Below are 17818 nucleotides of genomic sequence, written 5' to 3'. Positions count from 1 at the left end.
TTTCTGGCTGATCTTCTGCTGCTGATAGCTAATTCTCCCCTTCCTGAAGCAGCTGCAATTTCAGGGTGCCCAGTTGCTGGTTACCGGGCGTCAACGCAAGGCCGACATCAATAACGTCAAGCGCTTCCTTGCGACGCCCAATAGAGTTAAGCGCTACCGCGTAACCATAGCGGTAGCGTACGGTCGTTGGCGAAAACTCAAGTGCATCGGCTAAAGGTTCAAGCGCCTGCGCTAGGCGCTTCTGTCGGACCTGCAATAACCCCAAACTGAAATGCAAAGACGCTGCCTTCGGCAAGCGCTGCAACCCATCCTTTAACAAGCGCTCACCATCAGGGTCGCGCAACGAGCCGCGGTAAAGATCCGCAAGATTCACGTAGGCAGCTTCAAAGTATGGGTCTAGCAGCAGAGCACGCTCGTAAGCCTGCTCTGCCAGCGCCAGTTGGTTGCGTGCCTGATAATAGAGGGCTAGATTCACCTGTGCTGAGGGGCTATCTGCATTAGCTTGTTGTACCGCAACATACTCATCCAGCGCATTTTGTAGATCACTTCGCTGCTCTGCTGGCACCTGCTCTGGCGTAATATCCAACAGTTGTTCAACGGCGCTAATACGAACCGTGCGGATAGAGTCCGTTAGCAACGGCGCCGCCAACTGCCAGCGTATGAAGGGTGCGCGCCCCGCCAGCGCACGCAATGCACCAAGCCGCAACTGTGAATCAGGATCGCCCAGAGCCAGGCGGACATCGTCCAGCACCTCTGGCTCAGGCCAGTCTTGCAATAAGCTGGCGGCGGTCGCTCGGGCAATCATCGGTTGTGTTTGGTTACTCAGCAGCGCTAACAGTGCCTCGGGTGACTGCTGCTTACCGTTGCGCGCCTCATGCAGGGTTTGCGCATAGTCTTGATGGCCTTGTGGGATATGGCCATACCATTGCTCGACCTGATCCGCAGCCCATTGTGCGCTCTGCTGCTGGTGGCAACCGTTACAGGCATTAGGCACGCCAAGACTAAGAGTCTGGTCAGGGCGCGGAATGCGCAAACTGTGGTCACGGCGTGGATCGACGCCCATATAAGTGGTCGCTGGCATATGACAATCAACACACTGTGAACCGGCAACGTCTTGATGAAAATGATGCTTGGGTGTTTGGTATTCATCGGATAGGTGGCATTGCAGGCATACGCCATTGCCGGGCGCACGCAGTTCCAGGCTGTGAGGATCGTGACAGTCGCTGCAGGTCACGCCAGCGTCATACATTTTGCTTTGCACAAAAGAGCCGTGTACGAAGACCTCATCCTGAACCTGGCCGTCAGCGTGATAAAGCCCTTCATCCAGGTTGGCCAACAGAAAGCTCTCGACCAGTTGCTGCGCGGGGGTATTGTCATCAAAGAGTTGGGCGCGGCGGGAGTGGCAAGCGGCGCAGACCTGAATCTCGGTTTCAGTCGTTTTGACCAGGCTACGTTCTGGCCGGCCGCTTTCTGGGTTGTGCTGCCAGATGGCGTTGTGGCGTTCATCAAACTTCAACGTCAGCCCTTTCTGGCTGACTTGCTGAGCGCTCAGTTGTTGCGGCGCCGCTGCCCACTGCAGATGCAGCGAGCCTGGGCCGTGGCAGGATTCACAGGCTACATCAATATCGGACCAACTAGTCTTGTAAGCATTACGGACCGGGTCATAGTTACGTTGCAGGTTGGTGGAATGGCATTCAGCACAGGTCAGATTCCAATTGAAGTTGCGCCCGGTCCAGTGGAAGGCCTTGTCCGAGTCATCGCCATTAAACTCAGGATTGAGCTGGAACCAGCGCTGACCGCCCTGCTCTTTTAGCCGCGCATCCCAGGCTACGCTGAACGCCTGATAGCGACCGCCGGGTAGTTCCAGCAAGTATTGCTGCAAGGGATAGATACCGAAGGTGTAACGAGCCAGGTAATCCTGATACTCACCCTGTTCATTAGCGGTGTTAATGACGAATTCAGCGCCCCGGCGAGAAAAGCGCGTCGTTATGCCGCCGAACTCAAAAACCGCATCATTGAAGTCGCCCAATACGCTTGTGTCAGTGCTTTTTTGCATTGCCAGATCATGGTGCGAATCAGCAAAGCGCTCAGCCTGCTCCGCATGACAACCCACACAGGCTTCCATCCCAACAAACTCTGCGACCAATGCAGACTGGCCAGCAGGTTGAATGTCTATGATGGCAGGATGCACACTGGGCTTTTGCACCTCTGTGTGCTGAGCCCACCAGGCCGCTACAGCCAATAGCAAGACTAATATCGCCAACAGCAGAATCAGACTCTTTTTGCGGTCGCCAGCGGAGATAGTAGGTGCAGTGCTGCTGTCTTCTTTGCTTACTGGCGCTTTCTTTTTATTTTGCGTGCTGCGCATCGTTTTGGCCTTGTTCGCTCCTGAGCCGAGCCTTCGTAGCCTCGCCGCCTTCGCTAGTCTGCGTGTTGAATACGCGTACCCAAGGTATGCTGCTCACCGGGCTGCAACACGCGAGCATCAGGCCCGGCGTTAGCTGCCTCGATACAAAGCATGCGCAGATAGCCTTCGGCAGGAAACTCACTTAACCGCAGGCTTTTATCCACCCACGGGTTCCACACCACGACTGACTCACTGCCTTGACGCTCAACCACGACCGAGTTGTCGCCTGCATGCAAGCACAGGTTATCGCCATGACCATAATAGATGCGGTCCAGCTCTGCCTTGAACTGCACATCGCCTGCTTGGGTTTTGTGTGTCCAGCCATCCAGCGCATCGATATAACACGAGGCATCCAGCCCGCTGATGCGCGCCTGGTGAATACTGCCAACGGGTAAATAGGTATGTAACGCCTGACTCAACTTCATGGGTTCCGCGCCCATATTGGTGGTGGTGAGCTGCACATCAAGGCCTGCGCCCAGACGAAACTCGACATACACCTGCCAGGGCTCGCCCGGCAACTGTTCACTGATACAGGCGGCGGGCAGGTCAAAGCGCAGATATACACCCTGGCTATCTTCCGTGGCGGTGCTAAGCACCCACTTGGCACGCCGCGCTATGCCGTGTGCCGCCGCTGGGCGATCACCACCAAACCAGGGCCAGCATAGCGGGATACCGCCGCGCAGTGATTTTCCCGGCAGCTGCGGATCATCGGGGCTGACCCACAGCAATGGCAGCTGTCCCTTTGGCGTGCATTGCAGAAGATGAGCCCCTTCCAGCGCGATCCTGGCTGACACTTGCGGGTGATCTATAACAACAAAGGTCTTGCCGGCGGGGTTATCTATAAGTTGAATGCAGTCTGGCAGCATCAGCGAAAATCCATCGTGAAAATTCAAGGTTATCACGCAGGAAGCGTAAGTACCGCGACACAATTACGCTGACGAGCTTTTGCTATATAGGTCGCTTTATCGGCAAACTGCATAAGCTGTTCAAGGCTGGCATTACCGTCGCTCGATGCCGTCACACCAAAACTGCAGGTCAGCTTAATCAGCTTGCCTGCATAGTCAACGGTCATCGCCTCAACTGCCTTACGCAGTCGTTCCGCCATATCGCAGGCCACTGCAATATCGGCGCCGGGGAGCAGCAGAGCGAACTCTTCACCGCCGACACGGGCCAGCACATCGCCAGCGCGTATTTGACTACGTACCGTGTCGGCGAGCGACTTTAGTACCTGATCGCCAGCAGCATGCCCATAGCAATCGTTGACCTGTTTGAAATGGTCCGCATCAAATCCGATCAACGCTAATGGCTGGCCCGAGCGTCTGGCTTGATCAATAGTCGGTTGGCTCAAGGCAGCAAAAGCTCGGCGATTGTTCAGTCCAGTAAGCTCATCCTGATAAGCCAGTTCTTCAGCGCGCAACTTGGCTGCACCAAGCTCAGCCTGCATGTCCTTCAGCTCGGTTATATCCGTGGCAATCTCGATGCGCACCAAGCGTCCGTCAGGCCACAAAATCGCTTGATCACGACACTGATACCAACGCTGGGTAACCGTGTTGCGAAACTCCCATATATGAACCTCTCTGGGTTCACCATTGCTATCAAGCAGGCGGCCATTAGTGCAAAAGCTGCAAGGCCCCGATTGCCCCTGCTGCAGCACCTGCCAGCATTTGCGATTACCGGCTTCACCCCAACGTTTTCTGCTGTAGGCGTTTAAAAAGAGCAGATCGTAGCTTTGCATATCAGCTACATAGATCGCTGCATCAATACTATCGAGAACGGTCTCAAAGGCACGCTGACTTACGGTTTTTGACTGCTGATCCTGCGCTTTAGTGTCTGGCATATAGCTACCTGCTTACGTGCTGTGCTGCTGAAAGCCGTTATTCAGTTGTTGCTACCGAGCCTCGGCACATAAGGCCATTATCGGCGAAAGACCACGCCAACCCCAAGGAAATATTAAATAGCCATCAACCTACGCTGACAAGTCGATGTATGACATCATATTGCCGCTGTAAGCCCCATAACAATTCAACTCGTCGCCAGGGGAGTTCAAGCAGAGCCAAGGCCTGCTTTAGCTGAGAACCCGTTGGTCAACTGACCAACCAAACCCTGGAACCTGATCCGGATAATACCGGCGGAGGAAGCGCGACATGTCGTATCTGAGTCTGGCTGCCGTAACGGCTGCCTTGTTGTTATTTATATGGATTGGCCTCAGGGCCCGCCAACCCGACACCGGGCTGGACGACTACATTACCGCACGTAACAGTCAGGGCGCTCAAGCACTGGGGCTGTCATTTCTGGCATCTGGCATGGGCGGCTGGATTCTGTTTGCCCCGCCAGAAGTGGGCGCACTGGTCGGCCCGGTGGCATTAGCAGGCTACGCTGTCGGCGCCGCCCTGCCCTTTATCGTACTTGCCTTTTGTGGACCCGCTATCCGCCGTGCACTGCCTGAAGGTAGAAGCATAGGCGAGTTCGCTCAGGCCTGCTTCGGCGGCGGCGTGCGTCGCTGGGTCGCTTTAATCTCGCTGTTGTATATGAGCTGCTTTCTAATTGCCGAACTGACTGCAATCGGCGCCATCACCGGCATGCTCTCCGATGTTAATCCGGCACTGGTGATTGTCGGCGTTGCGCTGGCGACCCTGGTTTACACGGTTTGGGGAGGTTTGCGCGCAAGCCTGATGACTGACCGCTGGCAAGCGTGGATGCTGCTTGGCCTGCTGCTGGTTGTAGGCTATGTCGCGCTACAGCGTTTACCGCACATTGACACCAGCGCGCCTATGCCAGGCATTCCTGCAGGCGCTGCACTGGGTGTGGCGCTGACGCTAGTGATCGCTGTGACCGCCGCCAATCTGTTTCATCAGGGCTATTGGCAACGCGTATGGGCGGCAGAAGATGCGACCGCTCTGGGTAAAGGCGCACTGCTGGGTGGTATCACCACGGTTCTGGTGGTGGCGCTGGTCGGCGGCATGGCCATACTGACGGTTATGAGTGGCGCTGATATCGGCTCACCCCCAATCCCCTTCTTCGCTATGCTCAGCGACGCACCGGCTTGGCTAAGCCTGCTGGCGCTACTGCTGGCGTTAAGCCTGGTTGCCTCGTCGGTCGATACCTTGCAGAACGCCATCGCTTCGTTAGCCGTGACCGAAAAGAAAGGACTTTCTATCGTCGCTGCACGCTGGTTTACCGTGGTGCTGATGGTGCCGGTTGTGCTGATTGCCCTGCAGGGCATCTCGGTATTGCGATTGTTTCTGATAGCTGACCTGTTGTGCGCGACTGCGGTAGTCCCTGTCCTGCTGGGACTGTGGTCGCGGATGACACCCCTGGCTGCCATAGCCGGCTCTGTTGCAGGTTTGATCGGGGCAGTTCTGCCCGGCTGGGTCGCCAGTGCAAGCCTGACTCAAGGCATTCTCATTGCCAGCTTTCCCGGCGGCGTACCCAGCCTTGGCCCCTTCGTTGGCGCGCTACTCGCCTCCACTCTGGTCAGTCTGCTGGTTGCCTCTCTCGCTCCCCGTAGCGCTTCGACAGAGCTGCATCGATAAACGAGAATATCTCGATCACAGCGAATTCCGCGTAGACCATCTATAGTCATCTAAGCCAAAAAACAAAAAACAGAAGGCTGCGTTGACTATGGAACATCATGATGTGATCATCATCGGTGCTGGCCTGTCCGGCATCGGCACTGCTTGCCACCTCTCCCGCGAATGCCCTGAGCACAGTTACCTGATACTTGAGCGCCGAGACGCTATCGGCGGTACCTGGGACCTGTTCCGCTACCCAGGCATTCGCTCAGACTCCGATATGTTCAGCTTTGGCTACGCTTTCCGTCCCTGGAATGCACTGCGCACACTGGCTGACGGCCCAGCCATCCGCCAGTACATTACCGATACCGCCGAGGAGCATGGCGTCCTGCCGCACATCAGCTTTGGTCAGGAGACGCAGCACGCCAACTGGGATTCCAAGACACAGAGCTGGACTGTCAGCACGCTCGATAGCAAGGGTGCAAGACACCTGTTCAGTTGCGACTTTCTGATCAGTTGCACCGGTTATTACGATCACAAACAGGGCTACCTGCCCCATTTTCCGGGGGTTGATACATTTAAGGGACGCTGTATTCACCCACAGCACTGGCCGGAGGATCTAGACTATCGCGGCAAGCGGGTGGTGGTCATTGGTAGTGGCGCAACGGCGGTAACCCTGGTCCCAGCCATGGCTCAAGAGGTTGCTCATATCACCATGCTGCAACGCTCGCCCTCCTACATCATGTCCGTTCCCGCGCAAGATACCTTGACCTCCGTACTCAGCCATCTAATGCCAAAAAGCTGGGCCTACCGATTAGCTAGACGTCGCAACATTGCCATTCAACGCTGGATTTACAAAGCCGCTAAACGTTGGCCAGATAAGACCCGCCAGTTTTTACTCAAGGGCGTGAGTGACAAGCTGCATGATCAAAGTCTGATGCGCCACTTTACCCCTGACTATATGCCCTGGGATCAGCGGCTGTGTGCAGTGCCCGATGCAGACTTGTTTGCCGCCATCAACAGCGGCCAGGCATCGGTTGTCACCGATCAAATCAGCACATTTACCGAGGATGGGATACGTCTGGCCTCGGGGCGGGAGCTTAAGGCGGATATCGTCATAACGGCAACCGGCCTGCAACTCCAAGTGCTCGGTGGTACCCAGCTGACAATAGACCGCAAGCCATGCGACATCAGCCAACGTATGACCTACAAAGGAGTACTCCTTGAAAAAGTACCCAATATGGCGTGGGTATTCGGCTACACCAACGCGCCCTGGACATTGAAAGCCGATCTGGCGGCAGCTTATATCTGTCGCCTGCTGAATCACTTAAAGGCCAGCGGACTGGCCGTAGCCCAGGCCGCTGATCGTGGTGATAACCGGCAAACTGATTCAATGATGGGCGCCCTGCAATCAGGCTATGTGGCGCGCGCCAACGGAATATTGCCACGCCAGGGCGCTGCACTGCCTTGGCAACTGCTGAACGCCTACGAGCTGGACTCAGTCATGCTGCTGGACGACCCCATAGAGGACGCGATTCTAGAGTTGATACCGCACGAGAGCGGGAAAAAGGTGCCAGATCCAGGGGCAAGCAAAGCTACCGCCTGACTATAACAACCGCAGGCAGTTAATCAGCCGACGCCGACAGCGACTCAGCCGCATCGTTTTTTGGCTCGACCAAAAAGAGCGTCAGCAACGCCAATGCAGGCATGCCGCCCCCCAGTATGGCTGCCATCGGCCAGCCGCCGTGGGCATATCCCCAAACGCCAATCGCACTGCCCACGGCCCCGCCAACAAAAAACGTGGCCATATAGAGCCCATTCAAGCGGCTGCGCAGATCGGCGCTGAGGCCATAGATAGCGCGCTGCCCCAGAACTACGTTGCCTGAAACGCCAAAATCCAGGAGGACGGCGGCCATCACCAACAGCGCCAAAGAGCTGGCTGAGCCCAATGGCAGCAGCAGCGTGATCGCAAAGGATATTATGGCAAACAGCATAGCCGCGATAGTGGCTTGCCTGGTGAGGCCTGCATCCGCGACACGGCCAGCCAATGGCGCAGACACCGCACCGGCTACACCTGCTAATGCGAATAGCGCGATACCGGACTGCGACATATTGAATGCGGGACCGGCCAACAGCAGCGGCGTGGTCGTCCAGAACAAACTGAAAGCACCGAACATCATGGCCTGATAAAAGGCGCGACGTTGCAGAATCGGGGTTTTAAGAGCCAGACCACCCATGGAAGCCAACAACCCGCCATAGCTGATAGCCGCCTTGGGTAAGCGCGGTGGCAACACCAGCCGAATGGTAATCCCCAGCACCAACATCACCAGTGCAGAAAACACGAAAACCGCATGCCAGCCATAAAGATCGGTAATGAAACTGGCTACCGGGCGAGCCAACATGATGCCGAACATCAAGCCGCTCATCACATTGCCAACCACCTGACCACGACGCTCTTCGCTCGCCAGATGCGCAGCTAGCGGTACGATCACCTGAACCGCCACCGCACCCACACCAATCAGTAACGAGGCGATGAGAAATAGCGCTGCGTTATCAGCAAAGGCGGCGCCGATAACGGCCAGCATCGACAAGCCAACCATAGCCAAAATCAACTTGCGATTTTCTACCAGGTCAGCCAGCGGCACGACCAGCAACAAGCCGATCACATAACCAATCTGGGTCAGGGTGACGATCAAACCAGCAGATTCCGGCGACATGCTCAACGCACGACTAATAGGTCCGGCCAGCGGTTGCGAGTAGTACAGGTTGGCGACAATCAAGCCACAACATAGAGCCAGGAAAAACGTCATTCGGGCTGAGATGTGACGATCAGAATGCGACGGCGCGGTCATGCAAACTCCGGTGCAGGATAATGAAGCGGAGCATTAACGCACACTTGTTCGAGTTTTGTCGAAGTAAACTACGTCGAATAAAACAAAAGACTGTTTCACTCTAGGATACCTGCCTGTGCTACCAGCTATTGATCATCTCTTGCCGGGCTGCGCGGCGAACTTTTTCAGGGTAATCGTCGGACAGATACCAGATGCCCTCCAGCTCGGAGAAGTCCAGACCACGTCGCTCTGGTCGTGAGCCCGTGAGTCCGTGAGCTCGTGAGCTCGTGAGCGACAGAAAAAGTATGTCGCCACTTATCCAGGTATGGCACTACCAGTAGTGGTGAACGCTTTTATATAAGCTACGCGCTTGCTCACCCTAACGGGGAAACGCTAGGCACTACCTGACGTCAAGCCATACTGAGGCTCATCGCCTGCTGCTTCTGCTCATCGCTCAGAGAGTCACCGTCCATTGCCTGGGCCAGGCTCGCGTAAGCAGTGGTCAAGGCTGAATTAAGGCTGCTCAGCTGTTGCTGTGCCGCTTTAATCTGTTCCGGATCAGCACCGGCGCGCTGCAGTTCAGACAACTGCGCCTGTTGTTCGGCGATCTGCGCTTTCAGCTCGCGGATTCGCTTGAGTAAACTCTTGATAGTGTCTGGAAGATTGCTCTCTTCGACTGCCTGATCGGCTTTGCTCGCCGAGGCCCTGGCCTGCGCACGTTCCGACAGCGTCACTTTGATCCCTTGGCCCAACTCACGCACCGAGGTTGAAGGTGCTTCAGCGTCCTGATTAGTTACCTCTGGAGTACGAGCCGGCGAAGCCGAGGCAGCTGCAGCTGGAATGGAGTCAATACGCATGGTCACCTCTAAATTATCATGCAGCTATATCGGCCGCCATTGGCAAAGCTTTATCTCTGACTTGCATTTTGACGACTTTGGCCAGAAGCCTTATATTGCTGCCCGCTGTGTAAAACAGCGTCGTTCTCGGGGCGGGGTGCAATTCCCCACCGGCGGTAATGGAGTTAACTCCTCAGCCCGCGAGCGCTCTACCAGTGTTATCGGTCGAGGTCAGCAGATCTGGTGTAATTCCAGAGCCGACGGTGATAGTCCGGATAAGAGAGAACGTGCCAGTCGCCTGCGCCGCCGCTTTCCAGCGCCCGGCCTTGCCCTGCCCGTTCGCCCTGATTCACCTTGATCCAGGAAGTAACTGATGAATCAGAGCTCAACGAATTTCACTTTTGATCGCCGCAGCCAGCGCGTTGCTTTCATTCACGCCTCATGGCATGCCGACATTGTTTTGCGTTGCTTGGAAGGGTTTAAAAGCCAATGGCAGGAACGCGGTTATGATCCTGAACTGATCGACGTAATCGCCGTTCCAGGTGCCTACGAGATTCCACTGCAGGCCAAACTGCTAGCCAAAACCGGACGTTACGCCGCAATTGCCTGTAGTGGTTTGGTAGTAGATGGCGGGATTTACCGCCATGATTTTGTTGCCAACGCAGTCATTTCAGGCCTGATGCAGGTCCAGCTTGAAACTGAAGTACCGGTGTTGACCGCTGTACTCACCCCGCACCATTTCCATGAGCATGATGAGCACAAGCAGTACTTCAGTCGTCATTTCGTTAGCAAGGGGGAAGAGCTGGCCAGCGCAGCAGATGGCGCGATAACGCTAACGTTCGCAGCGAAGGCCAGCCAGTAAAAAATCCATACCGAATTAATTGGTATCGAGACGGAAGCCCACTTTAATCACAACCTGATAGTGGGCGACCTTGCCATCGGTCACGTGGCCACGGGTTTCCATGACTTCAAACCACTCGACATTCTTGATGGTTTTGCTGCACTCAGCGATCGCGCTTTCAATGGCTTCTTCAATGCTTTTGGTAGAGGAACCTGCGACTTCTACTTTCTTGTAAACGTGGCTAGACATCGTTTTCTCCATCTATGGATTGAATATTCTCACTGTAAGATGACAGCCAGATCCACTCAGGGTTCAGGTTGATTTGCCGATGCAAGGCACTCATGCGTTGCAATATGTCATCCCCTCCTTATAATTAGTAATGCAAATCACTATCATTATTTAGTTAATAGCTATAAGACAGGGAGTACTCCATGGCTGTGCGTTTTCCTCTACAGGCGCTTGCGCTGGCAATATCCACCTCTTTTTTACTGACCGCGTGCAGTGACGAAGACCAGACTGCACAGACCACTGCTACTGAACCGGCGGCAACAGCCCCCAGCGAGCAAAGTCAACAAACCGATAAAGCAGCTAACGAAAGCACTGCTAGCGCCAATGAGGTGGTTACTCATTACGCCGACCTCGCACATGCGACCTATGAAGATGCTCTGATCACGGCAAAAGCATTGGATGCTGCGACTGATGCCTTGATCGAAAACCCTACCGCCGAAAACCTCGCTGCGGCGAAGGAAGCATGGTTAGCCGCCAGGGTGCCCTACCAGCAATCCGAGGTTTTCCGCTTTGGTAACGCTGTGGTTGACGACTGGGAGGGCCAACTGAACGCCTGGCCGCTTGACGAAGGTCTGATCGACTATGTTAAGACCGAAGGCTATCAGCACGCGCTGGGCAACGACGGTGCCAACGCGAACATCATCGCCAATACCGAACTGAATATTGGTGGTGAGACGATGGACCTGTCCACGCTTACACCTGACCTACTCGCCAGCCTGAACGAAGTGGGCGGTTCCGAGGCCAACGTCGCGACCGGTTATCATGCGATCGAGTTCCTGCTATGGGGCCAGGACATGCATGGCTTTGCAGCAGGTGCTGGCGAACGTCCTGCCAGCGACTATGCCAAGGGCGATGATTGCACCAATGGTCACTGTGATCGCCGGGCAGCTTACCTCGATGCGGTAACCGACCTACTGGTGACCGATCTGCAGTGGATGGTGGGTCAGTGGTCTGCCGATACCGAGGGCAACTACCGCGCAGAGTTTGTTGCCATCGAGCCGCAAGTTGCTTACCAGAAAATGCTCTTCGGCATGGGCTCGTTGTCGCTCGGTGAACTGGCCGGCGAACGCATGAAGGTGGCACTGGAAGCTAACTCATACGAAGACGAGCACGACTGCTTCAGCGACAACACGCACAACTCGCACTATTACAACGGCAAAGGCATTCAAAACGTCTATACCGGGACTTATCTGCGCGTTGACGGCACCGAGTTAACCGGCGCTTCGCTGTCTGACCTGGTTGCCAATAACGATGCCCAGTTGGACCAGAAACTGACTGCAGAACTGGACTCCACCATGGCTGCTTTGGGTGAAATGAAAACACGTGCCGAGGCATCAGAGAATCCGGTCAAGTTCGACATGATGATTGCGCCCGACAACGCTGAAGGCGCCAAAGTTATAAACGACGCAATCGCGGCGCTGGTTGAGCAAACCGGATCAATCGAGAAAGTTGCCGCCATTGTAGGTGTTGATTCACTCCAGCCCGACGATGCAGGCCATAGCTTCTAATACCCAACGTTGTAACAGTAAAACCGGTGATGCAGCTACTTACGCTACCACCGGTTTTTTTGATTGCGTATCATCAGCAATCGCAACTACTTCTGATAAACGGTAGGTACGTTTTATGACTCGCCCTCATTACCGACTTAATAGACTCCTGGCTCCCTTAGTACTTGTGTCCAGCGCAGCACTTGGGTCGCAGTCCACCTACCCTATTCAAGACACGCCTTTGACCGGTGGCGAAGGCAGTGTAGAGCAGCACGATCACAACGCTTTTTCTTTACCGCAAAGCAACCTGTCGATCACCAAGCGTCTTGATTTCAGCGTTGGTAACAGCTTTTTCCGTAACCCCTGGGTCGTCGCCCCTGCCAGCACCGACGCACGTGACGGGCTTGGTCCCCTGTTCAACACGAACTCATGCCAGGGCTGCCATATCAAAGACGGTCGCGGCCATGCACCGGCATCCATTGATGAGCCGTCGGTATCACTTTTTTTACGGCTGGCAGTGCCGGCCGATCCTGAACGCGATGCAGAAATACTCAAGCGCCACGGATTTTTGCCTGCGCCAGTTTACGGCAGCCAGTTACAAACATCGGCTATCCCTGGCATGAAGCCAGAGGCCAACATGGTCGTGGAGTGGCAAGCAATTGAGCAAAAACTGGCCGATGGTACTGTAGTCACGCTGCGTCAACCGATTTACCACATTGAGTCACCCAACTACGGCCCGATGCCAGATAACCTGCTGATTTCGCCGCGGGCTGCGCCACCCATGACCGGTTTGGGCTTGCTCGAATCTATTGCCGAAGCTGACATTCTGAGCCGAGAAGATCCTGAAGATGAGAATGGCGACGGCATTTCCGGACGCGCCAACCGCGTCTGGGACAAGGCAAGTGAAACCACGGTGCTCGGTCGTTTCGGCTGGAAGGCAGCAGAGCCCAATATTCTGCAACAGTCGATGGGCGCTTTTGCCGGAGACATGGGACTGACCTCCACTCTAAGCCCGCAAACCGACTGTACGCCGGAGCAACAATGCGGTGCCTTCCCTAATGGTGGAGACAAGGAAGTCAGTGACAAAGTCGCCAACTTCATTGCCTTCTATTCCGCCAGTCTGGCCGTGCCGACCCGTCGCGAGATGGATGATCCTGAAGTTCAACAGGGTGCCGAACTATTCAACCAGCTCAATTGCGCGGGCTGCCACACGCCGACCTACACCACGGCTAAGGTGGAGCGCGAAGATTTGAGCGGACAGGTCATCTGGCCCTACACCGATATGCTACTGCACGATATGGGGCCTGGCTTGGCTGACGGCCGTGATGAATTCCTGGCTGATGGCAATGAGTGGCGCACGCCGCCACTCTGGGGCTTGGGCCTGGCACAGCAAGTCAACGCCAACGCAGGCTTTCTGCACGACGGCCGTGCACGCACGCCGGAAGAGGCCATTCTTTGGCATGCAGGCGAAGCCACAGCCTCAGCGGATCAGTATCGGCTACTGCCCGCGGCTGAGCGCAGGGCTTTACAGCGTTTTCTTAACTCCCTCTGAGCGAGATACTTTCCATGAAGCTTCTTTATCGTATTGGCTGCGCCTCGTTGCTGTCTCTGGGCTTGATCAGCAGCGCACAGGCAGAAACACCCCGCGCAGCCTGGCACGCGCAGATTGGTCACGGCTACAGCCAGTTGGCAGCCGCGACCAGCGAACTGGAAAAAACCGCTGACAGCTATTGCGCAGCCCCCTCTCCCGCCAGCATGCAAGCACTTAAAGAGCAATGGCTGTCCGCGTTCAGCGCCTGGCAGGCAGTACGTTTTGTTGGCTTTGGCCCGATTGAAGAGAATACCCGTGCCTGGAAGTTTCAGTTCTGGCCAGACCCCAAGAACCTGACAGCCAGCAAGGTGGATTATTGGTTGAACGGTGACAAAGACATCACTGCCGATGCCATTAGCCGTGACAGCGTTGCCATTCAGGGCTTTCCTGCGGTCGAATACCTGCTGTACGACGAGCGTATCATCGATACAGACAAGGCTCTGCCAGCAGAACGCAGCTGCAACCTGCTGACTGCAATCAGCAGTAATCTGGACGCCAACGCCAACGCCTTGAACACTGACTGGACCGCGCTTGAAGAGCGTTACCTGAGCGTTGAGGATTACGACAACGGCACCTTGCAATCGGCCATGCAGTCCCTGGAACTATTAGCAGACTGGCGTCTGGCTGCACCTATCGGTGAACGCGGCAATGGCAAACCCAATCCCTACGTTGCCGATGCCTGGCGCAGTGGACAGTCGCTCAACACAGTGCATGCATCCCTGCAGGGCCTGTCTGATTATTTCGTACCTGGTCTCACGCTCTTACTGGCAGAGAACGATCAAATGACGCTGGCCGGGCAGTTCAATCAACAGTTGAACAAGACTCTGGATCACTTTGAGCAGTTGCCCGCGGATATCGCCCCCCTAATGGAGACAGAAGAAGGACGGAAAAGCCTCAAGGCACTGCTGGAGGATGTGAATACCACTAAAACCATGCTGACTGGCCCTGTTTCCGCAGCCCTGAGTGTGGTGCGTGGCTTCAACTCCAGCGATGGCGACTGATCCATGTTAAGTCGTCGTCAAGTCTTGCGTGCTGGCTTGGCTAGCGCAACCTTGCTTAGCCTCAGCGGCTGCGCGGCATCACACCTGGGTCGCCGTAATGCATCTCTGCAGCTTCTCAGCGCGGTCGATGATGATAAGGGGCAACACTTCATCACCGCGGTAAGCCAAACCGGTGAACAAGCCTTTATGGTGCCTGTGAGCGAGCGCTGTCACGGCGGCTGCCCGCAACCTTTTGGTGATCACGTGGTGATCTTTGCACGCCGCCCGGGACGGCAGATGCATGTTATCAATACACGCAGCGGTGCCCTGCAACAAAGCATTCATGCCGGCGATGGCTATCACTACTACGGCCACGGCGTGTATAGCCCGGATGCACGTTATTTGTATGTAACCATGAATAACTATACCAACGCCGAGGGCCTGATTCGGGTCTACGATGCTATGGATGGTTATCGTGCTGTAACCGATTATCCGTTGGACGGCATAGGTCCGCACGAGCTGCGTTTGCACCCCGACGGTGAAACGCTGATTATTGCGCTAGGCGGTATTGAAACCCATCCGGACTACGACCGTATGAAACTCAATATCGCCAGCATGCGTCCGGCGTTGCTGCTGATGGATCGTCGTAATGGACAGATCACGCAGCGTTTTGCGCCGTCGCACCACCAGCTCAGCTGTCGCCACCTTGATGTCAGTCCGCAAGGCGTGGTCATCGCAGGCTATCAGTACGAAGGCCCAGACATGGATACCCCGCCGCTGATCGCCAGACTAGACACCAACAGCATGCGCTTTAGCGAGTTGGAACTGCCGTACGAAGAGGTAAAGGGGCTAAAAAACTATACCGCCAGCATCGCTATCAGCCCATCCAGTCCTTTTACGGTCATTACCGCACCGCGTGGTCACCGTGCAATCATCATTGATCATCACAGTGGTGAGCTTGTGCAACGTGTACCCGTCCCGGATGTGGCAGGCGCCCTACCCTATGGCGAAGATGGTTTTCTGGTTTCCTCGGGCTTGGGAGGCCTGTTTCTGCTATCTCCCGAGAGTAATCAAGCGCAACCGCATGGCGACTACGCGGTGCATTGGGACAATCACCTGACACCGGGCGTCTTTTCCTAGGTCGGCAAAGACAGGACAACTGCAACGCGCATAAAAAAGGCAGCCAACGCTGCCTTTTTCTGTTTTTGTTTGTTACTTGGCTATGGCAATCAGCGACTAGCGACCATTCGCTCTATGCATTGGCGCGACTCATCCGGCAGGTGGGTAAAATGCAGCCCGGTCCAGTACTGCTGGCCACTGATGCTCTCACGATTCCACAGGCTCTCCGCATCAAGCAGAAACTCGGTCATACCGTTCAGGGTCATGGGCAGGTTTATCTGCAACGCAAAAGAACGAAACAGATCCAGTGGACGCTCACTCAGCAACATAAAACCTTCTGAATGCAAATCAACGACGCGACCAAGATGATCGCCAGTGTCCAGATCAAAAACCTCAAGGCTTGTACTCACTGAATGCCGCTCCAATCTTCTTCGCTCTGCTAATTTTATCTCATCTACCACGGCAGGCTTCCTCGTCCACCAGACTGACATCATCTAAACCTGAGTGTGGCTCAATTATATGATAGCTAATAGCCATCTTTGGTTTTATTTTGTATAGCAATCGACATTTTTGGCTTTTTTAACATGCCAGTTGTCCGGCAAACGCTGTGATCGATATTATCTAACTCGGCCTATTAAGGTTAGGCTTGTTTCACTCAGAACCACAAGGACCTGCCATGTCATTTAACAAAGTAGTATCTGCGCTCTTTCTTTGCTGCCTTGCGCCATTAACGCTCGCCCACGAGTTTGATGCAGGCTCGCTGCATATTGATCATCCGTGGTCTCGTGCCCTGCCCCCGGTCGCGCCAACCGGCGCTGCCTATCTGTCTATCGCCAATCACGGGGAGCAGGCAGATGAACTGCTTGGTGCAGACACACCGGCAGCTGACAAGGTAGAGATCCACGAACATAAACACGTTGATGGGCTGATGAAAATGCAACAAGTGCAGACACTGCCCATTGCTCCCGGTGAAACACTGGTGTTCCAGCCAGGTGGCTATCATCTGATGCTGTTCAACCTTAAGCAGCCGCTGGTGGCTGGAGAGCATTTTCCGCTAACCTTGCACTTCAGCAAGGCGGGAGACGTTGAGGTCGTCGTGAATGTGCAAGCTGAGGCACCACCGGCACATACCGATGACGCCCACAGCCATCACTGATCTGAATCCTTGGACTCACGATCCAACAGATGAAATCGTGGCAGTTCGAGATGCCAGCGAATGGCAGCAAGGCGAATACTCAGCACGGCGAGCATCGCCATGACCGACGCCAGGTCGTCAGACCACTTGAACTGCTGCAGCACAATGTAAATTAACGCGCCCGCAATACAGGCAGTCGCATAGATTTCCTTGTGGAATATCAGCGGTATTTCGTTACAGATGATATCGCGCATGACGCCACCAGCAACGCCGGTCATCACGCCCATGATGACCGCGGCACTAATCGGAACTTGCTGTTCCAGGGCAACCTGGGTACCCACGACGGTAAAGACAGCCAAGCCAAAAGCATCGGCTATCAACAGACCACGCTCGTTAATTGGCCGGGTAAAGCGCACCCAGAGTACGGTACCTAGTGCCGCCAGCGTTGCCACCAGAATATAGAGATCGTTGCGGATCCAACTGACCGGATAGTGACTCAATATGACGTCGCGCAAGGTACCGCCGCCCAGCGAGGTAACGATAGCAATCACCAGCACACCGAACAGGTCCATTGATTTTCGGCCAGCCATCAGCGCACCGGTAATGGCAAATACCGCTACGCCAAACAAATCACAGGCATAAAACCAGCTCATTCACACACTCCACTGGCAGGTAATCAACGATAACCTGCGTTGTAATCCGCGCTTTGAAAGTGCCTGGTAGCTCATAGCTTAGACAGCTACGACAACGCCCCGATGGAACCCGGAGCGAAAAACCCAGTGCACGTTTAC

The 17818-nt window shown here is 55.2% G+C and carries 16 protein-coding genes and 2 riboswitches; of the genes, 8 read left to right on the top strand and 8 right to left on the bottom strand.

From position 1 onward, the window contains the following. Positions 1-28 precede the first annotated feature (28 nt). From H4J77_RS09045 to H4J77_RS09035, 3 genes are read right to left on the bottom strand one after another with little or no spacing between them, the layout of a single operon-like run. Positions 29-2368 (bottom strand): ammonia-forming cytochrome c nitrite reductase subunit c552, encoded by a 2340-nt coding sequence (locus H4J77_RS09045; RefSeq protein WP_182247998.1) that lies wholly within the window; start codon positions 2366-2368, stop codon positions 29-31. A gap of 53 nt (positions 2369-2421) precedes the next feature. Further along, entirely contained in the window at positions 2422-3273 is an 852-nt protein-coding gene (locus H4J77_RS09040) for a D-hexose-6-phosphate mutarotase (protein ID WP_182247996.1), read from the bottom strand. Positions 3274-3305: 32 nt separating this feature from the next. Beyond that, on the bottom strand, positions 3306-4244 hold the full coding sequence (locus H4J77_RS09035) for a GGDEF domain-containing protein (protein ID WP_182247994.1): 939 nt from the start codon (positions 4242-4244) through the stop codon (positions 3306-3308). A gap of 188 nt (positions 4245-4432) precedes the next feature. Then, a riboswitch (TPP riboswitch) is annotated at positions 4433-4562 on the top strand. Here H4J77_RS09035 and H4J77_RS09030 point away from each other — a divergent pair. After that, complete coding sequence (locus H4J77_RS09030; protein WP_182247992.1) at positions 4552-5940, top strand: sodium:solute symporter family transporter; 1389 nt, start codon at positions 4552-4554, stop codon at positions 5938-5940. Its footprint overlaps the riboswitch before it by 11 nt. An 88-nt stretch (positions 5941-6028) precedes the next feature. Further along, complete coding sequence (locus H4J77_RS09025; RefSeq protein ID WP_182247990.1) at positions 6029-7525, top strand: NAD(P)/FAD-dependent oxidoreductase; 1497 nt, start codon at positions 6029-6031, stop codon at positions 7523-7525. Positions 7526-7544: 19 nt separating this feature from the next. Here H4J77_RS09025 and H4J77_RS09020 read toward each other — a convergent pair whose 3' ends face one another. Together H4J77_RS09020 and H4J77_RS09015 are read right to left on the bottom strand one after the other, a co-directional pair. Beyond that, a complete protein-coding gene (locus tag H4J77_RS09020; protein ID WP_182247988.1) occupies positions 7545-8771 on the bottom strand; it encodes an MFS transporter in 1227 nt (408 codons plus the stop codon). 389 nt (positions 8772-9160) lie between these two features. Continuing rightward, entirely contained in the window at positions 9161-9607 is a 447-nt protein-coding gene (locus H4J77_RS09015; protein ID WP_182247986.1) for a hypothetical protein, read from the bottom strand. A gap of 118 nt (positions 9608-9725) precedes the next feature. Further along, a riboswitch (FMN riboswitch) is annotated at positions 9726-9877 on the top strand. An 82-nt stretch (positions 9878-9959) separates the two neighbouring features. On the opposite strand from H4J77_RS09015, the gene H4J77_RS09010 reads away from it, so the two are divergent. Then, positions 9960-10448, top strand: a complete 489-nt coding sequence (locus H4J77_RS09010) for a 6,7-dimethyl-8-ribityllumazine synthase (protein WP_123889237.1) — start codon at positions 9960-9962, stop codon at positions 10446-10448. Positions 10449-10463: 15 nt separating this feature from the next. Here the strand turns inward: H4J77_RS09010 and H4J77_RS09005 are convergent, their stop codons facing one another. Beyond that, positions 10464-10676 (bottom strand): dodecin, encoded by a 213-nt coding sequence (locus H4J77_RS09005; protein ID WP_123889236.1) that lies wholly within the window; start codon positions 10674-10676, stop codon positions 10464-10466. Between the two features lie 182 nt (positions 10677-10858). On the opposite strand from H4J77_RS09005, the gene H4J77_RS09000 reads away from it, so the two are divergent. From H4J77_RS09000 to H4J77_RS08985, 4 genes are all read left to right on the top strand, one after another. After that, complete coding sequence (locus H4J77_RS09000) at positions 10859-12223, top strand: imelysin family protein (protein WP_182247984.1); 1365 nt, start codon at positions 10859-10861, stop codon at positions 12221-12223. Between the two features lie 115 nt (positions 12224-12338). After that, on the top strand, positions 12339-13754 hold the full coding sequence (locus tag H4J77_RS08995; RefSeq protein WP_123889234.1) for a di-heme oxidoredictase family protein: 1416 nt from the start codon (positions 12339-12341) through the stop codon (positions 13752-13754). Between the two features lie 14 nt (positions 13755-13768). Beyond that, on the top strand, positions 13769-14794 hold the full coding sequence (locus H4J77_RS08990; RefSeq protein ID WP_182247982.1) for an imelysin family protein: 1026 nt from the start codon (positions 13769-13771) through the stop codon (positions 14792-14794). A 3-nt stretch (positions 14795-14797) separates the two neighbouring features. Then, positions 14798-15913: a DUF1513 domain-containing protein gene (locus tag H4J77_RS08985; RefSeq protein ID WP_182247980.1), complete on the top strand. Its 1116-nt coding sequence runs from the start codon at positions 14798-14800 to the stop codon at positions 15911-15913. An 89-nt stretch (positions 15914-16002) separates the two neighbouring features. Here H4J77_RS08985 and H4J77_RS08980 read toward each other — a convergent pair whose 3' ends face one another. After that, positions 16003-16383: a PilZ domain-containing protein gene (locus H4J77_RS08980; RefSeq protein WP_256671274.1), complete on the bottom strand. Its 381-nt coding sequence runs from the start codon at positions 16381-16383 to the stop codon at positions 16003-16005. Between the two features lie 185 nt (positions 16384-16568). On the opposite strand from H4J77_RS08980, the gene H4J77_RS08975 reads away from it, so the two are divergent. After that, positions 16569-17048 (top strand): copper chaperone PCu(A)C, encoded by a 480-nt coding sequence (locus H4J77_RS08975; RefSeq protein ID WP_182247978.1) that lies wholly within the window; start codon positions 16569-16571, stop codon positions 17046-17048. Here H4J77_RS08975 and H4J77_RS08970 read toward each other — a convergent pair. Beyond that, positions 17042-17680, bottom strand: coding sequence for a trimeric intracellular cation channel family protein (locus tag H4J77_RS08970; RefSeq protein ID WP_182247976.1), 639 nt, complete (start codon positions 17678-17680; stop codon positions 17042-17044). The two genes, H4J77_RS08975 and H4J77_RS08970, sit on opposite strands and share 7 nt — an antisense overlap. Positions 17681-17818: the final 138 nt, after the last annotated feature.

Origin of the sequence: Pseudomonas sp. 5Ae-yellow, assembly GCF_014077575.1 — a bacterium.
Lineage (GTDB): Bacteria > Pseudomonadota > Gammaproteobacteria > Pseudomonadales > Pseudomonadaceae > Halopseudomonas > Halopseudomonas neustonica.
This window is presented reverse-complemented; position numbering and strand designations above follow the sequence as displayed.